Annotated in this window: 20 protein-coding genes; 9 read left to right on the forward strand and 11 right to left on the reverse strand. The window is 69.3% G+C overall.

Going from position 1 to position 21,580, the window contains the following annotated elements:
• Nucleotides 1–230 precede the first annotated feature (230 nt).
• The 3 genes from ACWEQQ_RS16695 (at nt 231) to ACWEQQ_RS16705 (ending at nt 2,839) form a co-directional block, all read left to right on the forward strand.
• A complete protein-coding gene (locus tag ACWEQQ_RS16695; RefSeq protein ID WP_452348795.1) occupies nt 231–1,112 on the forward strand; it encodes an oxidoreductase in 882 nt (293 codons plus the stop codon).
• A gap of 19 nt (nt 1,113–1,131) precedes the next feature.
• A complete protein-coding gene (locus ACWEQQ_RS16700; protein WP_354830917.1) occupies nt 1,132–1,494 on the forward strand; it encodes a PH domain-containing protein in 363 nt (120 codons plus the stop codon).
• A gap of 250 nt (nt 1,495–1,744) precedes the next feature.
• Nucleotides 1,745–2,839 (forward strand): 3-deoxy-7-phosphoheptulonate synthase, encoded by a 1,095-nt coding sequence (locus ACWEQQ_RS16705; RefSeq protein WP_379382970.1) that lies wholly within the window; start codon nt 1,745–1,747, stop codon nt 2,837–2,839.
• 128 nt (nt 2,840–2,967) lie between these two features.
• Here ACWEQQ_RS16705 and ACWEQQ_RS16710 read toward each other — a convergent pair whose 3' ends face one another.
• Nucleotides 2,968–3,549 carry a GNAT family N-acetyltransferase gene (locus tag ACWEQQ_RS16710; RefSeq protein WP_452348796.1) on the reverse strand — a complete coding sequence of 194 codons (582 nt, stop codon included), beginning with the start codon at nt 3,547–3,549 and terminating at the stop codon, nt 2,968–2,970.
• 96 nt (nt 3,550–3,645) lie between these two features.
• Here ACWEQQ_RS16710 and sigJ point away from each other — a divergent pair, with 96 nt between their 5' ends.
• The 3 genes from sigJ (at nt 3,646) to ACWEQQ_RS16725 (ending at nt 6,614) form a co-directional block, all read left to right on the forward strand.
• Complete coding sequence (gene sigJ / locus ACWEQQ_RS16715) at nt 3,646–4,575, forward strand: RNA polymerase sigma factor SigJ (protein ID WP_452338148.1); 930 nt, start codon at nt 3,646–3,648, stop codon at nt 4,573–4,575.
• 69 nt (nt 4,576–4,644) lie between these two features.
• Nucleotides 4,645–5,829, forward strand: a complete 1,185-nt coding sequence (locus tag ACWEQQ_RS16720) for a pyridoxal phosphate-dependent aminotransferase (RefSeq protein WP_452348797.1) — start codon at nt 4,645–4,647, stop codon at nt 5,827–5,829.
• Between the two features lie 140 nt (nt 5,830–5,969).
• Nucleotides 5,970–6,614: a LysE family translocator gene (locus tag ACWEQQ_RS16725; protein ID WP_379382962.1), complete on the forward strand. Its 645-nt coding sequence runs from the start codon at nt 5,970–5,972 to the stop codon at nt 6,612–6,614.
• Nucleotides 6,615–6,671: 57 nt separating this feature from the next.
• On the opposite strand, the gene ACWEQQ_RS16730 is transcribed toward ACWEQQ_RS16725, so the two are convergent.
• The 4 genes from ACWEQQ_RS16730 to ACWEQQ_RS16745 all read right to left on the reverse strand — a co-directional run bounded on the left by ACWEQQ_RS16730 (nt 6,672) and on the right by ACWEQQ_RS16745 (nt 11,205).
• A complete protein-coding gene (locus ACWEQQ_RS16730; RefSeq protein ID WP_452348798.1) occupies nt 6,672–8,075 on the reverse strand; it encodes a M1 family metallopeptidase in 1,404 nt (467 codons plus the stop codon).
• Nucleotides 8,076–8,138: 63 nt separating this feature from the next.
• Entirely contained in the window at nt 8,139–8,777 is a 639-nt protein-coding gene (locus tag ACWEQQ_RS16735; RefSeq protein ID WP_452348799.1) for a LysE family translocator, read from the reverse strand.
• A gap of 63 nt (nt 8,778–8,840) precedes the next feature.
• A complete protein-coding gene (locus ACWEQQ_RS16740; RefSeq protein WP_452338143.1) occupies nt 8,841–9,509 on the reverse strand; it encodes a DUF3239 domain-containing protein in 669 nt (222 codons plus the stop codon).
• Nucleotides 9,510–9,546: 37 nt separating this feature from the next.
• Nucleotides 9,547–11,205, reverse strand: a complete 1,659-nt coding sequence (locus tag ACWEQQ_RS16745; protein WP_452338142.1) for a DNA repair helicase XPB — start codon at nt 11,203–11,205, stop codon at nt 9,547–9,549.
• A 228-nt stretch (nt 11,206–11,433) separates the two neighbouring features.
• On the opposite strand from ACWEQQ_RS16745, the gene ACWEQQ_RS16750 reads away from it, so the two are divergent.
• Nucleotides 11,434–13,089, forward strand: a complete 1,656-nt coding sequence (locus tag ACWEQQ_RS16750; RefSeq protein ID WP_452348800.1) for an endoglycoceramidase I — start codon at nt 11,434–11,436, stop codon at nt 13,087–13,089.
• 322 nt (nt 13,090–13,411) lie between these two features.
• On the forward strand, nt 13,412–13,942 hold the full coding sequence (locus ACWEQQ_RS16755) for an LppU/SCO3897 family protein (protein WP_354830886.1): 531 nt from the start codon (nt 13,412–13,414) through the stop codon (nt 13,940–13,942).
• 92 nt (nt 13,943–14,034) lie between these two features.
• On the opposite strand, the gene ACWEQQ_RS16760 is transcribed toward ACWEQQ_RS16755, so the two are convergent.
• The 4 genes from ACWEQQ_RS16760 to ACWEQQ_RS16775 all read right to left on the reverse strand — a co-directional run bounded on the left by ACWEQQ_RS16760 (nt 14,035) and on the right by ACWEQQ_RS16775 (nt 18,246).
• A complete protein-coding gene (locus ACWEQQ_RS16760; RefSeq protein ID WP_452348844.1) occupies nt 14,035–16,308 on the reverse strand; it encodes a helicase-associated domain-containing protein in 2,274 nt (757 codons plus the stop codon).
• Nucleotides 16,309–16,604: 296 nt separating this feature from the next.
• Nucleotides 16,605–16,793: a hypothetical protein gene (locus ACWEQQ_RS16765; RefSeq protein ID WP_120743826.1), complete on the reverse strand. Its 189-nt coding sequence runs from the start codon at nt 16,791–16,793 to the stop codon at nt 16,605–16,607.
• A gap of 146 nt (nt 16,794–16,939) precedes the next feature.
• Nucleotides 16,940–17,572: a transglycosylase family protein gene (locus tag ACWEQQ_RS16770; RefSeq protein ID WP_379382948.1), complete on the reverse strand. Its 633-nt coding sequence runs from the start codon at nt 17,570–17,572 to the stop codon at nt 16,940–16,942.
• A 443-nt stretch (nt 17,573–18,015) separates the two neighbouring features.
• Entirely contained in the window at nt 18,016–18,246 is a 231-nt protein-coding gene (locus tag ACWEQQ_RS16775) for a hypothetical protein (RefSeq protein WP_354830880.1), read from the reverse strand.
• Between the two features lie 182 nt (nt 18,247–18,428).
• Here ACWEQQ_RS16775 and ACWEQQ_RS16780 point away from each other — a divergent pair, with 182 nt between their 5' ends.
• Nucleotides 18,429–18,872 (forward strand): cold-shock protein, encoded by a 444-nt coding sequence (locus tag ACWEQQ_RS16780; RefSeq protein ID WP_364606729.1) that lies wholly within the window; start codon nt 18,429–18,431, stop codon nt 18,870–18,872.
• Between the two features lie 74 nt (nt 18,873–18,946).
• On the opposite strand, the gene ACWEQQ_RS16785 is transcribed toward ACWEQQ_RS16780, so the two are convergent.
• Both ACWEQQ_RS16785 and ACWEQQ_RS16790 read right to left on the reverse strand, forming a co-directional pair.
• Complete coding sequence (locus ACWEQQ_RS16785; RefSeq protein WP_452348801.1) at nt 18,947–19,540, reverse strand: DUF2771 family protein; 594 nt, start codon at nt 19,538–19,540, stop codon at nt 18,947–18,949.
• Nucleotides 19,541–19,556: 16 nt separating this feature from the next.
• Nucleotides 19,557–21,503, reverse strand: a complete 1,947-nt coding sequence (locus ACWEQQ_RS16790) for an MFS transporter (protein WP_452348802.1) — start codon at nt 21,501–21,503, stop codon at nt 19,557–19,559.
• Between the last annotated feature and the right edge of the window lie 77 nt (nt 21,504–21,580).

A 21,580-nucleotide genomic window follows, 5' to 3' on the forward strand; every position in this document is an offset into this window, starting at 1 on the left:
TGTCAGATCGGCACCAGAATGTCGGATCGGCACCAGAACGCCCAGCAAACCCGGGAGTATCAGGGCGTCCATGGTCGCGGACGCTACCGCTCGGGCAGGTCGCAGGGTTCGACGGCGAGGCGGACGTGACGCGCCGGAGCACCCTCGGCAGGCGTCGGCAAATTCCGAATCCGGGAGCGGTTCGCGCCGAGATCAGACGAGCACGCCGCCGCGCCCCTAGACTCGACCCCGTGAGTGGTTGGGACATCTCCGACATCCCCGATCAGGCGGGCCGGACGGTCATCGTGACCGGCGCCAACAGCGGGCTGGGCGCGGTCACCGCGCGTGCGCTCGCCGGCGCCGGGGCGCGCGTGATCATGGCGTGCCGCAATGAGGTCAAGGCGCGGGCCGTCGCCGACGAGATCGGCCCCAATGCCCAGGTGCGCCGGCTGGATCTGGCCGACCTGACCTCGATCCACGAGTTCGCCGACTCCGTCGACGGCGCCGACGTACTGATCAACAATGCGGGCGTGATGGCGGTGCCGTTCAAGCGCACCGCCGACGGCTTCGAAATGCAGATCGGCACAAACCATCTCGGTCATTTCGCGTTGACCGGGCTGCTGCTGGACAAGATTCGCGACCGGGTGGTCACGCTCTCCAGCGGCATGCACGCCATCGGCCGCATCGACCTCGAGGATCTCAACTGGGAGCGGCGCTCCTATCAGCGCTGGGCCGCCTACGGGCAGTCCAAGCTGGCCAATCTCATGTTCGCGCGGGAACTGCAGCGCCGCCTGACGGCCGCCGGATCCACCAAGGTGTCGGTGGCCGCGCATCCCGGCTACGCCGCCACCGAGCTGCAGGGACACACCGAATCCCTGTACGACACGCTCATGTCCATCGGCAACCGGCTGTTCGCGCAGAGCGCCGAAATGGGCGCGCTGCCAACGCTGTTCGCCGCCACCTCGGAGGTCGAGCCGGGTGGCTTCTACGGCCCGACCGGGCTGCGCGGCATGCGCGGCTACCCCGGGCCCAGCACCTCCACCGCCGCCTCCAAGGACGAGGTGATGGCGCGGCGGCTGTGGGAGCTGTCCGAGCAACTGACCAAGGTCACCTATCCGTTCGTTCGCCGCTGATCCGGAGGCCGGAGCACCGATGAGCATTCCATTCGACCGGCGGGACCAGCTCGACAAGATCCAGCAGGGACTGCTGCCGGGTGAACAGATCCTGGCCGTGTACGACGCCATCGGGGTGGGCACCGGATTCCTGGGGATCACCGACCGGCGGGTCGTCATCCAGGACAACTCGTTCGTCGGGAAGAAGATCGCCATCACGAGCATCCCGTACGCGCGGATCTCGAGCGTCAGCATCCTGACCAACAAGTCGTTCGCGGGACAGTTCTTCTCCTCCGGGCACATCGCCATCAGCACCGGGCACCACACCTACGAGGTGGAGTTCCGGGGCGACGAGAAGACCCGCCACGTGCACGATGTGATCCTGCACTACATCCTGCGCTGACCTGGACCGTCCCATTCTGTGAGATCCCGGTCCCATCGATGGTGTTCCACGCCACAGGCACGATACGAGATCTCTGGTACAGTCCGGTGCATGCAGCGTGTGTATTTCTGGTTTAGCCAGCCGGCCCCGGGTGGGTCGCGCGGCGTGAACCTGCGCTGACATCCTCCACCCCGAGCCGGACGAAAACAGACCGGCTCGAAGGGGTTTCGAACAACTCTCCGTGGGTCGGCCTGGGACAGGAAACCAACCCATGACTACCACCGCCGATCTCGAACGGCATGCCGATCTGGACGATCAGCGCACGCTCAGTGTGAGCCCGCTGCGGTCGCCCCGTGAGATCCGTGCCGCCCACCCGATCGACGACACCCTCGCCGACACCGTGCGCGCCGGCCGCAAGGCCACCGTCGACGTGCTCAACGGCTCCGATGACCGCCTGATGGTGATCGTCGGCCCGTGCTCGGTGCACGATCCGGACGCCGCCATGGACTACGCTCGCCGGCTCGCCGCCAAGGCCGCCGAGCTGGACGACCGGCTGCACGTGGTGATGCGCGTCTACTTCGAGAAGCCGCGCACCACGCTGGGCTGGAAGGGTCTCATCAACGACCCGCACCTGGACGGCAGCTTCGACATCAACACCGGCCTGGACCTGGGCCGTCGCCTGCTGGTCGACATCACCGCGCTGGGGCTGCCGGTGGCGTGCGAGTTCCTGGACCCGATCACCCCGCAGTACATCGCGGACCTGGTCGCCTACGGCGCGATCGGCGCGCGGACCGCGGCCAGCCAGGTGCACCGGCAGCTGTCCTCGGCGCTGTCCATGCCGGTCGGCATCAAGAACGGCACCGACGGCGACGTGCAGGTCGCGGTGGACGGCGTGCGCGCCGCGGCCGCCTCGCACGTCTTCCCCGGCACCGACCTGGACGGGCGTTCCGCGCTCATCCGCACCGCGGGCAACCCGGACTGCCACGTCATCCTGCGCGGCGGCAGCAACGGCCCCAACTTCGACGCCGCCTCCTGCGCGGAAGCCCTGCTGCGCCTGGAGAAGTCGTCGCTGCCGCAGCGGCTGGTCGTGGACGCCTCGCACGGCAACTCCAACAAGGACCACAACAAGCAGATCGACGTCGTCACCGATCTCGCCGAGCGCATCGCGGCGGGCGAGCACACCGTGGTCGGTCTCATGATGGAGTCCTTCATCGTGGCGGGCCGCCAGGACCTCACCCTCGGCCACCCGGAGGCGCTCACCTACGGGCAGTCCATCACCGACGCCTGCATCGACTGGGACACCACCGCAGCCCAGCTCGACCGGCTCGCCGACGCCGTCACCCGCCGCCGCGAGGCCCGCGGCTAGCCGGCCCGGCCATCCGACCAGCACCCGCTCGTCGCGAGTTCACCTCGCACGGAACGAGTCCGGCGTGCACACTGTGTTCGGCGCACACCCAGTCCGGCGGGTGTGCGCCGAACCTGTTTCCGGGTGTGTCAGACACCCTCGGGCCAGTGCGGGCCGGGCGTCGCGGGGTCGTCGCGCAGGCGGCCCGCCACCCAGGTGTCGCGGCGGACGCCGCGCTGGAGCGAGCCGCCGCGCAGCAGTCCCTCGTAGTGGTAGCCGGCGCGGCGGGCCACCGCCGCGGAGGCGTGATTGCCGACGAAGGCGCGCCACTCCAGCCGCTCGAAGGCCAGCCCGGCGGGATCCAGACCCGCCGCGGTGACCAGGAGCGCGGCCCTGGTCATCAGGCCCTCGCCGCGGGCGGCGGGGGTGAGCCAGAAGCCGATCTCGGCGGTGTCCTCGTCCCGGCGGCGATTGGGCACGGTCAGGCCGATCATGCCGACCACCGGCCCGTCCGCGGCGCGGCGCAGCGCCCAGGTGGGGCTGCGGGTGGCCCAGCCCGGGCCGACGATGTCGTAGATGAACTTCTCCGCGTCGGCGCGGTGATAGGGAACCGGCATGGTGGTCCAGGCGCCGATGGACGGTTCCTGACACAGGGCCGTGATGGCGTCGATGTCGGAAACTGCGGGCGGCGACAGCCGGACCACGCCGTCGGAGAGGAATTCCGCGTCCATGCGGTCATGCTGTCACGGAAACGTGCGCGGGCACAGCGCGTTCTGGCCACCGGGGCGGTGCGGAGGCTGTCGGAGCCCGGCCGTAGGATCGATCCGATGGTTGCCGCTCTCCTTGCCGACTTGTTCGAAACGCATCGGCCGCATCTGCTCTCGGTGGCCTATCGGCTCACCGGCAGCGTCAGCGACGCCGAGGACGCGGTACAGGAGAGCTGGCTGCGGCTCGCGGTGGCCCGCCAATCCGAGATCGAGGATCTGCGCGCCTGGCTCACCACGGTGGTCGGCCGCATCTGCCTGGACCGGCTGCGCAGCGCCGCGGTCCGGCGGGAAAAGTATGTGGGGCAATGGCTCCCGGAGCCGGTGGTCAGCGCGGTGACGCCCTCCAGCACCCCGGACCCGCTGGCGGCCGTGGTGCGCAAACAGGAATTCCGCTTCGCCGCCCTCGTGGTGCTGGACACGCTGACCCCGCCGCAGCGCGTGGCATTCGTGCTGCACGACGGCTTCTCGGTGCCGTTCAGCGAAATCGCCGACATCCTGGGCATTTCCGTGGACTCCGCGCGACAGCTGGCCACCCGGGCCCGCAAGGCGGTGGCGGCCGCGCCCGCCCCGGTCACCGACGACGAGCACAATGCCGCGGTGCAGCGACTGCTCGCCGCGCTGGGCAGCGGCGACGTCGACGCCATCGTGGCCGCGCTGCACCCGGACGTGCGTACCGTGGGCGACGGCGGCGGCGCCGTGTCCACCGCCATCAATGTGGTTGCGGGCGTGGACAAGAACGTCCGCCTCTGGCTGGGCCTGTGGCGCCGATTCGGGCTCTTCGACGCCGAGCACATCGGACCCGCCCGGCAGCTCGAACCGGTGCTGGTCAACGGGCAGTGGGGAATCCTCGCGCACACGATCCCGGCCGAGAACGGGTCCGCCGGGAACCCGCAGCGCGTGTACGCCTTCACCGTGCGCGAGGGCCGGGTGTGGGGCGTCTACGACGTGGTGAACCCCGCCAAGCTGACGGGTATCCGGCTGCCGCAGTGAACCGCGGCCCGTCGCTGTGAGGCAACTCACCGTCGCGGGCCGTTTTCGCCGATGGATTAGGCTCCGGACATGCCGCGCATTCCCACCGTCGCCCGACTGCAGCCCTTCGCGTCGACGATCTTCGCCGAGATGACCGAGCTCGCCGTGCGCCACGGCGCGGTCAACCTCGGTCAGGGTTTCCCGGACAGCGACGGCCCCGCGGGCATGCTCGAGGTGGCGCGGCAGGCCATCGCCGACGGGTTCAACCAGTACCCGCCCGGCCGCGGCGTGCCCGTCCTGCGGCAGGCCATCGCCGCCGACCGGGCCCGCCGCTACGGCACCCACTACGACCCGGACACCCAGGTGCTGGTCACCGTCGGCGCCACCGAGGCCATCGCGGCCACCGTGCTCGGACTGGTCGAACCCGGCGAGGACGTGGTGCTCATCGAGCCCTACTACGACTCCTACGCCGCCGCCATCGCGCTGGCCGGGGCGCGGCGCCGCACCGCGCGGCTGGTGCCCGACGGCGACGGCTTCGCCCTCGACCTGGACAGCCTGCGCGCCGCCATCACCCCGAAAACCCGGCTGCTGCTGCTGAATTCGCCGCACAACCCGACCGGGACCGTGCTCTCGCGCGCCGACCTCACCGCCATCGCGGACATCGCCATCGAACACGACCTGTACGTCATGTCGGACGAGGCGTACGAGCACCTCTACTACGACGGGCACGAGCACATCAGCCTGTCCACGCTGCCCGGCATGTTCGAGCGCACCATCGTGATCTCCAGCGCCGCCAAGACATTCAGCGTCACCGGCTGGAAGATCGGCTGGGCCTGCGCGCCCGCGCCGCTGCTGGACGCGGTGCTCGCCGCCAAGCAGTTCCTCACCTTCGTCGGCGGCGGTCCGTTCCAGCCCGCGGTCGCGCATGCACTGAACACCGAGCAGCAGTGGGTGGCCGCGCTGCGGGACACGCTGTCGGAGAAGCGACTTCGGCTCTCGGCCGCGCTCGCCGACGCCGGGTTCGGGGTGAAGCGCAGTGACGGCACCTATTTCGTGTGCGCCGACATCACGCCGCTGGCCGCGACCGACGCCTATGCCTTCTGCAAGGAGCTGCCCGAACGCCTCGGCGTGGCCGCGGTGCCGGTGAGCGTCTTCGCCGACGACAAGGCCGCCTGGAACCACCTGGTGCGCTTCACCTTCTGCAAGAAGGAGGAGACCATCGCCGAGGGTGTCCGCCGTCTGCGCGCGGGCCACACCGCCGACGTCGTCCGCTGACGCCGGACTTCGGAACGCCGTTCTCACCCTCGGGAACCGACGCCGCCGATCCGGCCGGGCCGGATGGCTCTGGGTTCGGGGTCCAGATGGTGGTGAGTGGACCGCGACAGCGGGTGGGTGCGGCTCGGAGAATGGGCCGGGTGATCGAGACGAGTGCGGTGCTGGGGGTGGCCGCGGCGGCGCTGGGGCTGGTGCTCACGCCGGGGCCGAACATGATGTATCTGGTGTCGCGGACCGTGTCGCAGGGGCGGCGGGCCGGGCTGGTGTCGCTCGCGGGAGTGGCGGTCGGGTTCGGGGTGTATCTGGCGGCGGCGACCGCGGGGATCACCGCGGTGTTCGCCATGGTGCCGGCGCTGTACCTGACGCTGAAGGTGGCGGGGGCGGTGTACCTGCTCCATCTGGCGTGGAAGACGTTCCGGCCCGGCGGGGTTTCGCTGTTCACGCCGACGGAGCTGCCCGCGGATCCGACGCGGCGACTGTTCACCATGGGTCTCGTCACCAATCTGCTGAATCCGAAGATCGCCATCCTGTACATGGCGCTCATTCCACAGTTCGTGGTGCCCGCGCACGGGCGGGTGTGGCTGCAGAGCCTCTGCCTGGGCGCGGTGCAGATCAGCATCGCCATCACCGTGAACGGGTTGATCGTGCTCAGCGCGGGCGCCATCTCGACCTTCCTGGCGCGGCGGCCGCTCTGGCTGCGGGCCCAGCGGTTCGTCACCGGCTCGGTGCTCGGCGCCATGGCCGCGCTGGTGCTGTCGGACCGTACCCGCCCGCTTCCGGCCTGACCGGATCACGGTCGCCGCTGCGGTGGCCCGCCGCGAATTCCGGTGGCGGGCAACGTCTCACGCGCGCAGGCTGCCGGGGTAGAGGAACTCGTCGGCGGGGCGGTCGGTGCGGTCGAGCCAGGCGGTGAAGAAGCCCGTCAGATCGCGAGGTGTGCGGGTCTGCATGAACGCGCGGAACTCGGACATGGAGGCATTCCCGTACTTGTGTCCCATGACGAAGTCGCGGACCGCCGGGAAGAAGGCGTCATCACCCATGGTGCGGCGCAGCGCGTGCAGGAACAGCGGGCCGCGGTAGTAGACCGAGGTGAATTCGCTGCCCTTGCCGGGGTTCTGGAGCGGGATCTCCCAGAACTTCTGATCGTCATGGTATTTCGCGATGGTGTCCCGGTACGCGGCGTCGACGTCCTTGCCGTCCTTGCGTTCCGGCCACAGGTAGTCGGCAGTGTAGCTGGCGAAGCACTCGTTCAGGCAGACGTCCGACCACTGCTTCACCGACATGGAGTCGCCCCACCACTGATGGGTGATCTCGTGCACCACGGTGTCCAGATCGGTCCAGGGCGCGTAGATGGGCCGGGTCTGGGTCTCCAGCGAGAACTGCAGATCGGTGTCGACGTAGATGCCGCCCCCGGTGTCGAACGGGTAGGGCCCGTACAGCTGCTCCTGGAAGTCCAGGATCTCCGGCAGCCGTGACTCCACCTCCCTGGCCTTCAACGCGTCCGGCGCGAACGCGCTCAGCAGTGGAGTTCCATTGGCGCGCCGCTGTTCCAGGAACTGGAACCGGTCGATGGCGATGGTGGTCAGATAGCCGACCACCGGCTGGCGCATCTCCCAGGAGACGGTGCGGTCCGCGCCCTGCACGGTGTCGGACACCTTGTCGCCGTTGGACATCACCTCCCACTCCTGTGGCACGGTGGCGTGCAGCGTGAAAGTCGCCTTGTCCAACGGCGTGTCGTTGAGCGGGTACCAGGCGCTCGCCGAATGCGGTTCGCCCGCAACGAAAGCCCCGCCACTGGGCGAGAACCACCACCCGTCGCCATCGGTGCTGGTGGCGGCGCCCGCATACTGCACCTGCGCGGTGAACGGCAGGCCGGGCAGCAGCGGGATCAGGGGCGTGACGACCAGTTCGTGCTCATCGGTGCGGTCGAACCAGGCCGGCAGCCCGTTGACCGTCACCTTGGAGATCTCCGGCCCGCTGTAATCCAGGTTGAACGTGCGCAGCGCCTGCGTGGCCACCGCGTCGATCCGGGTCGACCCGGTCAGCTGATGGGACGGCGGATCGTAGGAGATGGTGACGTCGTAGTGGTCGGCGTGATAGCCGCCATTGCCGTCCATCGGATAGTAGGGATCGCCCAGCCCGGGCGAGCCCGCGAGCGCGTCACTCGAATCCGCCTGTGCGGGAGCCGCATTCGCGCCCGCCAGCAGTACCGCCCCCACCGCCAGGTACCGCCAGTTCCGCCTCATGCGCTGCACCGACCCCTTTCCGTGATCGACCGCCGACCAGCCCGATGCTAATCGGCGCACCCCTCAGTTACCGCTGCCCGACACGGCGACGCTCGCGCCCAGTCCGATGATCATCACGCCGCCCGCGCCGCCGATCACCTCCAGTCGCTTGGGCGACCGGGCGAACCAGTTCCGCGCGGTACCCGCCAGCAGGGCGTAGACCGAGTCCGAGATCAGCGCGACCACCAGGAACAGCCCGCCCAGGATCAGCATCTGCACCGGGACCGCGCCCGCCTTCGGGGCCACGAACTGCGGCAGCACCGCGGAGAAGAAGATGATGGCCTTCGGATTGGTCAGCCCGACCAGTACCGCCTGGCGCAGCACCCGGCCGTTCTCCATGGGCTCGACCTTCGCTTCGAAGGCCTCGCGCAGCGAACGCCGTTCCCGGACGGCCTGGATGCCCAGGTAGATCAGGTACAGCGCGCCGGCCAGCTTCACGATCGAGAGCGCGATGGCCGAGGCGGCGAGAATGGCGCCGAGCCCGGCGGCCACCATGCCCAGGACCACCATGACGCCGGCCGAGTGGCCCAGCACCGACAGCAGTGCCGCGCGCCGCCCGTAGGTCAGCGCCCGGCCGATCACGAAAAGCACACCGGGACCAGGGATTATGACAATGACGATGGATGCGACGAGAAACGCCAGCATATTCGCGGCGGGAATCATCCGATCATTCTATTTTCGGCGGCCGCGCCTGTCGCCCTTATTGTTGCCTGTCGCCCGGATTGTTCAGCCGCGCAGTTCCTCCGGCAGCTGCTGCGGGTCCAGCAGCAGGCGCTTGGCGTCCGCGCCCCGCACCTTGGTGGCCAGGTCCAGATTGTCGGTGAGCAGCTTCCACTCCACCTCGTTGATGGCCCCGCGGGCGCGCTCGATGATGTTCAGATCCCGGGTGCCCCAGGCAATGGGCATGGCGCTCACCGACTGCCACAGATCCCCGACCGGGCCGGGCGCGCGGTCCACCCGCACGGTCACCGCGGGCACGCGCTCCCCGGCCCGGGCCCGATGCCCGGGTAGTGAGCGCACCGTGCGGGTCACCAGCGCGTAGCGCGGCCCCGCGGTATTCGGTTTGGCCAGATCGACCAGGGCCAGCAGGGTGGCCCCGGTCCCGTGCGTTTCCGACACCACCGCGGGCACCAGATCGCCGGCGGCGTACAGCTTGTCCACCCGGCCCCGATGCGGCGTCCAGTACCCGATGAACAGCGCGGTCACCGCGGCGAGCAGGAACGCCACCGCCAGCAGCCAGGACCAGGGGTGGTTCACCCAGACCAGGAATGCCGTGCCCAGTCCCAGCCCGATGGCCGCGCTGTACGCCCAGATGCGAAGCCGCCGCAGGTACGCGACGACCTCGTTGACCGCCCGGGCATGGTCGCGATCCACCGCGAATTCGAAGCGCCGCACGTGCGTCCCTCCCGCCTTATGGAGGCTCTTCCTCCACTTATCCTATCGTCGGCCCCAGCAGGTCGTCCGCATCGGTGATGCGATAGGCATACCCCTGCTCCGCCAGGAAACGCTGCCGGTGCGCGGCATACTCGGCGTCCAGCGTGTCACGTGCGACCACGGAATAGAAGTGAGCTTGGCCGCCATCGTGTTTGGGGCGCAACAGCCGCCCGAGCCGCTGCGCCTCCTCCTGCCGCGACCCGAACGTGCCCGAAACCTGCACCGCCACCGAGGCTTCCGGTAGGTCGATGGAGAAATTGGCCACCTTCGACACCACCAGCACCGGGATCTCGCCGCGGCGGAAGGCGTCGAAGAGCTCCTCGCGCTCCCTGGTGCGGGTGGAACCCTGGATGACCGGGGCGTTCAGATGCTCGCCCAGTTCGTCCAGCTGATCCAGGTAGGCGCCGATCACCAGGCTCGGCGCGTCCTGGTGCCGGGCCAGGATCGATTCCACCACAGGCAGTTTCGTGCGCGCGGTGGAGCACAGCTTGTAGCGCTCCTCCGGCTCGGCGGTCGCGTAGGCCATGCGCTCGGCGTCGGTCAGGGTGACCCGCACCTCGATGCAGTCCGCGGGCGCGATCCAGCCCTGCGACTCGATGTCCTTCCACGGCGCGTCGTAGCGCTTGGGGCCGATCAGCGAGAACACATCGCCCTCGCGGCCGTCCTCACGGACCAGGGTGGCGGTCAGCCCGAGCCGGCGGCGCGACTGCAGGTCCGCGGTCATGCGGAAGACGGGGGCGGGCAGCAGGTGCACCTCGTCGTAGATGACCAGGCCCCAGTCCCGGCTGTCGAAGAGCTCGAGATGCCGGTACTCGCCCTTGGTCTTGCGGGTGATGACCTGGTACGTGGCAATGGTGACCGGACGGATCTCCTTGCGCTCACCGGAGTATTCGCCGATCTCGTCCTCGGTCAGCGAGGTGCGGGCCAGCAGTTCGCGCCGCCACTGCCGCCCGGCCACGGTATTGGTGACCAGGATCAGCGTGGTGGCCTTGGCCTTGGCCATGGCCGCCGCGCCCACCATGGTCTTGCCCGCGCCACAGGGCAGCACGACCACGCCGGACCCGCCCGCCCAGAAGGATTCCGCGGCCATCTCCTGGTAGTCGCGCAGATGCCAGTCGCTGGATTCGTAGTCCAGGTTGATCTCGTGGGCCTCGCCGTCCACGTATCCGGCGAGATCCTCGGCGGGCCAGCCGATCTTGAGCAGCATCTGCTTGATGCGCCCGCGCTCGGACGGATGCACGACCACCGTGTCGTCGTCGAGGCGCGCGCCCAGCATGGGCTGAATCTTCTTGTGCCGCAGCACTTCTTCCAGCACCGCGCGATCCAGGCTGACCAGCACCAGCCCGTGCGCGGGATGCTTGACCAGCTGCAGCCGCCCGTAGCGGGCCATGGTGTCGACGATGTCCACCAGCAGTGGCTGCGGCACCGCATACCGGCTGTGGCTGACCAGCGCGTCCACCACCTGCTCGGCGTCGTGCCCGGCCGCGCGGGCGTTCCACAGCGCGAGCGGTGTCACCCGATAGGTGTGCACATGCTCGGGCGCGCGCTCCAGTTCCGCGAACGGCGCGATGGCCTGCCGCGCCGCATCGGCCGACTCGTGGTCGACCTCCAGCAGCAGCGTCTTGTCGCTCTGCACGATGAGTGGACCGTCGGTCACGACACCTCCTGGCTTTGTCCGAGCCCGAATGGGCCTGGTCCATTCTCCAGGAAGCCACCGACAATGCCACGTGACCTGCGTCCTTTTCGCTCATAGCGCACGTGACCGGCCCGGAAGCGGCCGATCGATCTCGCGAAAACGGTCAAGACCCGAGTTTCGATGGCTACGATCACTCCAAACTTGGACGGATGTCCATTTGGACGATTGACCTGAAAGAACTGAACAGCGATGCCGATACACAGGACCACCACGGCCCGGATCGGGCGCGGGCGCGCCGGACGCTGGATCCGCGGACTGCTCACCGCGGCACTGGCGGGTGCGCTGATCGCGCCCGCCGCCGTCGCCCAGGCCGCGCCCGCGGGCTCGGCGCTCGCGCGGCTCCACACCGACGGCGTGCGGTTCGTCGACGACAGCGGCCGCGTCGTCCTGCTGCACGGCGTCAACAATGTCGACAAGGAGCCGCCCTTCCTCGAACCCGGCGACGGCCTCACCGTCACCGCCGACGATGCGGCGCTGCTCGCGCGGCACGGCTTCGACACCGTGCGCCTCGGCGTCTCCTTCGACGCGCTCATGCCGACCAAGGGCGTGGTCGACACCGCCTACCTCGATCGCGTCGCCGGCGTGGTGGACACCTTGGCGCAGTATGGGATTCACACCCTGCTCGACAACCACCAGGACGGGCTCTCGAGCATCTGGGGCGGCAACGGCTTTCCCGAATGGGCCATCCACGCGCGGCCCAGCGGCCTGGAGCCCAATGTCGGCTTCCCGTTCTACTACCTGATGCCCAGCATGAACTCCGGCTGGGACGAGGTCTGGAACAACACCTACGGAGTGCTCGACTACCTGGGTGACGCGCTCGGGGCGCTCGCGGCGCGGGTGAGCGGACACCCGGGCGCGTTCGGCATCGAGCTGCTGAACGAGCCGTGGCCGGGTTCGGCCTTCCTGTCCTGTTTCCCGAACGGCTGTCCGGGCTTCGACGTCAAATACCAGGCGGCCATGCAGAAGCTGACCGATGCCGTGCGCGGCCGCAATGGCGACCTCATGGTGCTGTGGGAACCCAATGTCACCTGGAACGAGACCATGCCCACGAATCTGGGCAAGAATCCGCCGATCAGCGCGCCCGACATCGCCTTCGCGCCACACGACTACTGCATCCCGAGTCAGCTCGCCATCTATTCGGGGCTGCCCACCTTCCTGCGCGGTTTGTGCCCGGTGCAGCAGGCCAAGACCTGGAGCAATATCGACGCCTTCACCGCCCGCACCCAGTTGCCCACCCTGGTCACCGAATTCGGTGACGGCGACGCGTCCGTGCTGAGCAATACCCTCAGCCGCGCCGACGAGCGCTTCGTCAGCTGGCAGTACTGGACCTACACCTCGCGGTTCGGCGCGGGCGGGCCGAAGCCGGACCCGTTCCTCGGGGATGTCGGCAAGCAGCTGGTGCGGACCTATCCGCAGGCCACTGCGGGCACGCCGGGGCGGATGATCTTCGATCCCGACACCGGTGACTTCGCCTACCGGTACACCCCGCGCCCGGCGAGTGGGCCGACCGAGATCTATGTGTCGGATGTGCACTATCCGGACGGGTACGCGGTACGGGTCGACGGCGGCCATGTCACCTCCGCGGCGGGTGCCCGGGTGGTGACGGTGGAGGCGGACGCGTCGACGCCGGTGACCGTCTACGTCAACCGGCCGGGGTCGAAGGGTGCGACCGTGCCCAGCGGTCCGATCGGGACGGGTTCGGCGGACAGCGGTTCGGCGAGCGGCTCGGCCGACAGCGGTTCGGCGAGCGGCTCGGCCGACAGTGGTTCCGCGAGCGGCTCGGCCGACAGTGGTTCGGCCAGTGGCTCGGCGGGCACCGGATCGGGGACCGGTTCGGCACGCTGATGCGCGAAACCCGTTGATGTGCTTATGTAACGAGTCGAGGGTGGGGAGCGACACAGGGCGCAGGGACAATGTTGGACCTGCGCCCAGTTTGATCCGATCGAGAGGTATAGACCGTGAACGCCTTCAGCCTGCAATTGCTCAGTGCCCTCCCGACCATCCTCGTGAACCTCTCGTGGCTGGGCATGCGCGGGCTGTCCATGCTGCACTGAGAAATTCATGCGGTTCTGATATAACCCCCATGTCGGATGCGCGTGCGGGCCGCACACAGGTATTCTCACCGCGTTCACAGCCGTGAATTGTTCGGTGAGAAAGGTTTTCGCTAGTGAAGTTCGCAGGAACGAGGACGCTGGTGCGCCTCGTACTCGCCCTCGTGGCGGTGGCCGTGGCCGTGCTGGCCGTTTCCGGCTGTTCGATGCTGAAGGACGCCAGTAAGTCCGACACCGCCAAGTCCAAGGTGGGTGACTGCATCAACGTCATCGAAGGCTCGGCCACCGACTCGAAGACGGCACCCGTCGACTGCTCCGACCAGAAGGCGGTGTACAAGGTCGCGGCGGTCTACGACAAGAAGACCGACTGCAAGGAAGAGGAGACCTCTTACGAGGAGACTCTCAATGGCGGCACCACCGCGTTCCTGTGCCTGAGCCCGAACTTCAAGGAGGGCGCCTGCTACAACGAGAGCCCGTCCACCGGCTACAAGTACGTGGCGTGCACGGCTCCCGAGGCATCCTTCAAGGTGCTCAAGCGGATCGAAGGCCAGGACGACGAATTCGCCTGTGACGCCAACACCGCCACCAGCTTCCGCATCATTCACGACCCGAAGACCACGTTCTGCCTGGGTAACCCGAAGGGATAGCCAGGCGCTCGGGACGTGCGGCCCGGTACGCGGACGACCTGACGAATGTCGTTCGGGTACCGGGCTTTTCCTGTTCCAGGGCGACCGAGCGGCTAGTCGACCAGGGCGACCGACGCGATGCGGTGCAGCGTGAAGTGGCGGACCGCGCCGGTGACCGGATCCAGCGCATCGAGCTGGCCGCCGCCGACCTTGAGGGGTTCGACCACGCGCTGGGTGGCGACGCCCTGGGCGTCCACGTAACCGATGTGGACGGGGCGGCGGGTGCGGGCGGCCAGCTGTAGCAGGTTGAGGGTGGCGGCGGTGCTGGTGCGGGAGCCGTCGGAGCGCACCGCCTGGCCGGGGCGGACATTGGCGGCGCGTTCGCCCGCGCGGAGTTCGGCGACCAGGGATTCGAGCTGTTCGGTGCTCGGCGGGTTGGGCCGCCAGTTCGGGCGCTGCCGGCCTCGCGCGGACAGCCGGGCCCCGCGGGGTCGCAGGTCGACGATGGCGCCGGACGAATCCTCGCCCGCCGGGCTGAAACCGGCGGCGCGCAGCCGCTCCAGCACCTCGCCCAGCGGCGCCTGCGAGATGGCGACGGTCGGGGCCACCGCGCGCAGGGCGAGTTCGCCGGCCACGGGCGCGGCCAGCACCTCCGCCAGCAGCGTCGGGTCCTCACTGCGCACGAAGCTCTGTGCCATGCCCGCGCGCAGGCGTCCGTGGCGGCGGGCCACATCGTCGATGAGATAGGTCAGCGACTGGGGGACCGGGGTGCGGGAGTGCGTGGTGAACAGGTTGTGCAGTTCCGCGGCCGTCGCACCCGCGTCCAGCGCCCGGCGCACCGAGGTATCGCTGATGCGGTAAACCGTTGCGGCGCCCGCGGATTCGACATCGGCGACCAGGGCGACCCGGTCCTGGAGTTCCGGGGTGAGCGGACCGGGCGCGATGACCGTCAGATCCGCCTGCACCAGGACGTGGTCCACCGGCTCCGGCAGCGCGATCGCCATCTCCGATTCGGCGTCCTCCGGACTGCCGTGCAGCAGGGCCCAGCCCGCCGAGCTGATGGCGCCGCGCGCCACCAGCCCGAGCGCCTCGGCCTCGGCCAGCGTGTTCGCCACCGCCTCCAGCCGGTAGTGCCGTCGCCGGCGCGGTTGCCGCCAGGCCAGGATCCGGCCCAGGTCGGCGGCGGAGACCTCGGTGCCGGGCGGGAATTCGGACAGCGCGCCCAGCACGGCGCGCCGGTCGCGGACGGCGTGCACATACCGCAGCTCCGCCGACAGCGCGGCCAGGGGCTTGTCATTGGCGTCGCGCAGGCCGATCATCCACGGGAACCGGTCCAGGTCCAGCCAGGCCTGCGCCAGCACCGTCCAGCGCCGCGGCGGCACCACCGCGAGCCAGGCGTCGGCGGTGGTGGTGGGCGCCCAGTAGTCCTCGGCGCCGTCGCCGTCGGGCGCGGGCTCGGGAGTGCCCTTGTCGATCAGCCGGGCCTCGGTGAGGACCTCGGCCAGCAGGCCGACCCGGTTCTCGTCGATGCCGGTCTGCTTGGCGACGCGACGCAGCTCGCGGACGCCGAGACCACCGGAGCGCAGCACCGGGGCGGGCGACCCGCCCAGCGCCTCCAGCACGGCCGCGCTGTGCCGCAGCAGTTCTCCCACCTCGCCCGCGGCCACCGCATTGATGTCGGCGGGGGCGTGCTTGGTCGAATCCGGATGCGGCGGCACCAGCGCATGCGGATCACTGACGGGCTCGTTGCGCAGCACCTGCCCGACCGAGACCGGCAGCTCCACGGTCTCCTCGTCGATCCAGTTCAGCAGCCGGTGCGCCAGTAGCCGCTGCACCGGGCGCTCGGAGGGGGTGCCGGGCGCGGCATCGCGGGTGCGCCCGCGCGGGCCGGTGCCGGCCAGCTTCTCCAGCAGGGCCCGCTCCTGCGGGGTGGACGCGGCCAGGGCCGCGGTGATCTCGGGTTCGGTGAGCATGTCCGGCAGTTCGGTGGTGCTGCCCAACGGCCACGGCAGCGCCTCCTGGGCGGCGGGTGTCACGCGCAGGGCGGTATCCGGGCCCCAGACCAGGGCGCGGGCGCGCAGCTTCTGCAGCGCGGCATTGACGGTGGCCGCCGGAACCCGGTCCGACAGCAGCTTGCGCAGGGTCTTGGCGGGCAGCGGCACGGCGCGGCCGCCGTCTCCGGCCCCTTGTACCACCAGGGTTTCGATGACGGCGAAATCGAGGGTGTCCAGCTCGTCGCCCGCGCGCAGCACCGAGGCGCGCTGTTCGGTCCGCGCGGCCAGCACGGCCATCGAACCGGGCAGGGGGACCGCGAGATCGGGCCGCAACTGCAGCAGCGTCACGAGATCCGCGTCGCTGCGCTTGGAAAGCCATTCGGCCAGAGTCATATCCGCGCGGGCGGCGGATTTCGCGGACTTGGCGGGACGGGCGGCCGCGTCGGCGGTCGTGGCTGAGGTGGGGAGGTCGGTCACTTCACCCGATCCATCGGGCAGCCGGCATGCCGGGCAATGCGCGGGCGCGGTTCATCGGGCACGGTGCGGACGCGGTTCAGCGGCCGCCGCGGCGACCAGGCGGTAGGTGGGGCTGCTGGCACGGTGCCCGCCCCGCGGGCCTGGGGTCGTATGCGCGGCGGCCGCCCGGGAACGAGCGCCGTTAACCGCATGGTTGTCGGTCGTACGTCGGATCAGCGGTTGACGATGGTGTGCGGGTGCACGTAGGGCAGCTGATCGGCCGGCAGCGGGAACTCGGTGTCCTCACCGTACGGGGACAGGCCACCGGAGCGGGTCGAGGAGAGTTCGGTGACCGCGTGATCGCCATTGGCCATCTCCGGCCAGCCATTGTCGACATAGGGTTTGTTCGATTTGTTCACCACGCGCTCATTCTGGCATGCGGCCATCGGGACCGCCCCCTCCGGCACCCCGAAGTTTGCCCCCGCCACGGCGTTCCGCCGCCAACCCCGGAAATCGCGAATGCCCCGCATCGGCATTGATGCGGGGCATTCCGGAGAGGGAACGGGTGCTACTGCGGCAGCAGGCCCTTGTTCGCCTCGAAGAAGTTCACGATGCTGGGGTCCAGCTTGGTGCCGTTGGCCTTGGTGGCATTGAGGAAATCCAGTGCGGGCTGCGGGATCTGCACGCCCTGCGACTGGGCGACCGCGATGGCGCGGTCCACGGCCTGGAAGACTTCCTGGGTGCCGTCGCTGCCGGCGCCGGGGCCCGCCTGCTGCGGGTTCCACTGCGGGGTGTCCGAGGTCGCGGGCGCGGGGGCGGTCCGCGGCGTGGATCCGCTGGTCAGTCCGAGGCTCGAGGAGCAGGAGGGCCAGGCGCCCCAGCCCTGCGTGGCGAGCACCTTCTCGGCGACCGCGATCTGCTGCTCGCGGCTGGCCTGGTTGGCGGTCGGGGCGTATTCGCCGCCGCCCGCTGCGTTCCAGGTGCCGGGCGAGAACTGCAGCCCACCCTGGAAACCGTTGCCGGTGTTGATGCCCCAGTTGCCGCCGGCTTCGCACTGTGCGAGGCGATCCCAGTCGGAGTCGGGTGCCGCGCTGGCGTTACCCGCCATGGCCACTCCGGCGCCGCCGAGAGCGATGCCCGTCAGGGCAACCTTGGCGACAGTGCGGCCGGTGTTGGTCGGCTTGCGATGGCGTCCACTCATTTTCGGGTCTTTCCTCTCGTACGCGCCTGCGAGGCCGACTACCGGGGTCGAACTGAGAGGTCGTCCGGCCCGGCGCACTGGATGTGCGCTGTTCCTCGTCTTCGCCCCTTTTCTCCAGTTGGGGGTCCGGTACCCGCGGGGCGAAGTTCGGTGCGGCGGGCCGGTGGCGCCGGGCTGACCCGGCGAGGAAGACACTACGACGACCGCCGCCAAAAATCACCATTTGGTAACCGACGTGTCTGTCCGGGTCACTAACCGGCGCAAGGTGTTCCGGATGGCTTCTGTGCAGGTGGTCACGGCGAGTCCCCGCCGATAGGGGTCTGTCACCGCTCCGTGACCTTCTCGTTATGTGACGAAGATCACACGCATGCTCGGGTAACGAACTGGGCAATCTCCGTGTCGTCGCCCGCGTGTCGGCAGAGTCCTGATCCCGACCCGGACGGTCAGCGGGACCGGCGGCCCGACCACAGCGCGTAGACCACCGAGAGCAGGAAACCCAGCGGCGCGCACATGGCGAGCAGATACAGCCACAGACCCGGCTTCGCATCGGTGAGCAGATGCACGCCGAAGATCGCGAACACGGCCAGCAATCCAATCGCGAACAGGCCCAAGGCGATATACAGCAGCCAGCTCGCGGAACCGCGAGGGGCCTGCTTGGAAGAAGTGTCGGACACCTCTGAACCGTAAAACTGATGTGCTTGCGCTATTCGCACCGGGGTAGACTCGGTGTCAGTCGCGTCCTGCATAGCTGTGTGGGGCGCGTTCTTTTCGCAAACGGAAAGGTCGCCGGCGCATGCGTCCGGCGACCACGAATGTGCCCGGCTGCCCGGGCTTGAATGACGAACGGGTGAGCGCAGTGCCGACCGGCAAGGTGAAGTGGTACGACGTCGAAAAGGGCTTCGGCTTCCTTTCCCAGGATGAGGGCGAGGACGTCTATGTTCGATCGTCGGCGCTGCCCGATGGCGTGGAGGCCCTCAAACCGGGCCAGCGCGTCGAATTCGGAATGGCGGCGGGTCGCCGTGGCCCGCAGGCGCTTTCGCTGAAGCTGCTGGAGACCCCGTCCCTGCGCGAGGAGCGCGGCGGCCGTGGCGAGCGCGGCGACCGTCGCGGCGGCGGGCGCAATGACGCCCCCATCAATCGCAAGAGCCCCGACGAGCTGCACGGCCTCATCGAGGACATGATCACGCTGCTGGAGACCAAGGTGCAGCCGGATCTGCGCCGCGGCAAGTACCCCGACCGCAAGACCGCCCAGCGCATCGCCGAAGTGGTGCGCGGCGTGGCGCGGGAGCTCGACCACTAGGTCGCGCCGAGAAGCCAACGGGCCCCGGTGATTCCATCACCGGGGCCCGTTCCGTTGTTGCGGCAGGCGGGATCTCAGCTGAAGAGCACGGGATCGAACGCGGGGGTGTGCAGCGCCCAGATCCCGCGGGAGATGACACCCTCGTTACCGTTCTCGTCACGGGCGGGTATCGGCAGGTGCAGTTCCATGATGGCCAGGCGCACGTGCTCGGTCGGCGGGGTCTTGATGGTCAGGGTGAGCGGCTTGTCGTATTTGGGATCCTTATCCCGCTCCGGCTTGCCCGACAGCCGCCAGGGCTGCTTGTAGGTCAGGATCTCCGCGTCGGCCTTGTTGTTCGGCAGGCGGTAGCCGATCAGCAGCTCCCACGGCGCGTCGGCGACCTCCTTGGGCAGCGAGATCTGCACCGTCGAACCCGGGGGCACATCGAGATCGGAGACGGACTGGGTGGAGTTGCACTTGCCGATCGCCAGCCGGTCCTTCGACACCTCGAGGTCGCAGTACAGGAATGGATTCACCGACACCGACTTCCCGTGCGCGTACGCGGTGATCTGCGGATCCGGCTTGGTGGTGTGGCGGGCGACGACCACGATCGCGGCGAAATAGGCCACTGCCACCACGACTAGAACCGCCAGCAGAGCGATGATCGTGCGGGCTTTGGGTTGGTTCACCGGGGCTTCCTGTCCGTCACTGGGTGGGTTCCCCCGCGCCGTGCGCGGCGGGGATCTCCTGCTTGGCGTGCTGAGGTCGGTTACCGCCCAAACCGGGCAGCAGCGAATGACCACGGTAGCTGACCACGGTCTGGATCAAGCCCAGCGCCATCACCGACGCGACCACGGTGAAACCGATCCACCAGGTCGGCGGCAGCATCACGCCCATCGCACCGCCGATCACCCAGGACAGCTGCAGCACGGTCTCGGAGCGGCCGAAACCGGAGGCGATGGATTCGGGTGGGAGATCGTCCTGGATGGAGGCGTCGAGCGAGACCTTGGCCAGGGCACTCGCGCCCGAGGCGATCAGGGTGGCGATCGCGGCGCCCATCAGGTTGCCCATCACCGCCGCCACGACCGCGACGCCGACGCACGCGGCGGTGCAACTGACCACGATCAACTGCGGGCGACCGAGTTTCATGCGCGCGCCGGAGGCATTGCCCGCGAAATTGCCGACACCCGCGGCCACGACGATGACGCCCAGCATCGCCACCTGTTGCACGGCCCGATGCTCGGTGGACTTGGCGACGAAGGCGCCGTAGAAGGTGAGGAAGCCGGTCAGGATTCGTACGGTGCTGTTGCCCCACAGCCCGGTCACCACCGAACGGCCCAGGGGCTGACGGCGTTTGCTCGGCTGCACCGTCTCGGCTCGGCTCGGGTCCAGCACCTCGGTGCGGGCGTCGTTGCCGTGGTAGCCGAGGGTGGCCGGGACCTCGCCCTCGGTGACCTCCACCCAGGATGGGATGCGCAGACTCAGGATCATGCCCGCCGCCGCCAGCGCCGCGGCGAGCAGCAGCGCACCCGTGGAGCCCGCGATCTTGGCGCACAGGGCGGCCACCGCGCCGGCGCCCATGGTGCCGCCGACGAGACCGAACACGGTGAGCCGGGAGTTGGTGCGCACCAGGTCGATTCCCGGTGGCAGCACGCGCGGGGTGACCGCGGACTTCAGCACCGAGAACGACTTGCTGAGGATCATCATGCACAGGGCGAGCGGGTACAGCGCCCAGTTGTCGATATTGAAGATGAGCAGCCCGGCGATGAACACACGCAGCGCGAACGAGCCCGCCAGCGCGACCCGGCGACCGCGTTGCAGCCGGTCCAGCATGGGGCCGATGACCGGCGCGATCACCGCGAACGGGGCGATCGTGATCAAGAGGTACAGCGCCACCTTGGTTTTGGACTCCGCCGTGGCGCTCGCGAAGAACAGCGTGTTGGCCAGGGCCACCGCGATCGCGGCGTCGGTGGCGAAGTTGGCCATGGTCGCGTAGATGAGCGCGGTGAGACCCGACTCCTCCGCACCGTCGGCCTTGGCGGCGCGCTGGAAGGTCGCGAAGCCGCTCTGCGTCAGCTCGATGCTGCGGCGTGCCGCGACCCGGGTGACGGTCAGCTTGCGGGGCGGCTTGTGCAGCCCGCCGCTGTCCTGGGCATCCGGGTCGGCTTCGCGCGAAAACGATTGCGTGCGATCCGTTTCCGGGTGCGGCGGTTCGGTGTGCGGGTGCCGCGTGTGGTCGGGGCGCGTCGGATAACCCTGATCGCGGTGCGCGGGCGGCGCGGATTCCGGGTCGTAGCGCACCCGCCGCGTGGTGCCGAAGTCGTGCGGCTGCCGCCACGCTTCCGGCTCGTTCGCGGTTCCCTCGGGCGGCTGGGTCTCGTACGGCCGGGTCGGCGGGTTGTCCTCGGCCCTGTCGTGCGTTTCGGCCTTGTCGTGGCGGCGGCGCGCCCAGCGCGACGTACGGCCCTCCGGATCGCCGCCTGGGCTGCGCGGAGATTCGCCGCGCGACCTCGACGGCGGGTCGGTGGGACGCGCGGACATACGCCGGGCCAGGAATTCCGGCACTTCGGTCTCGTCGCCCGGCGGGACGGGTCGGCGGCCCGCGCGGTTGGCGGGCGGATAGCGGTCGTACCCCGGGTGCCGTTCGATCATGGGAGAGTCCTCGTCGCCCCAGCGACCTGGGTCGGCACCGGGGTCACGGGGAGGAGTCACGCACCCAATTCTTGCAG

It is taken from the genome of Nocardia sp. NPDC004123, from assembly GCF_053603795.1.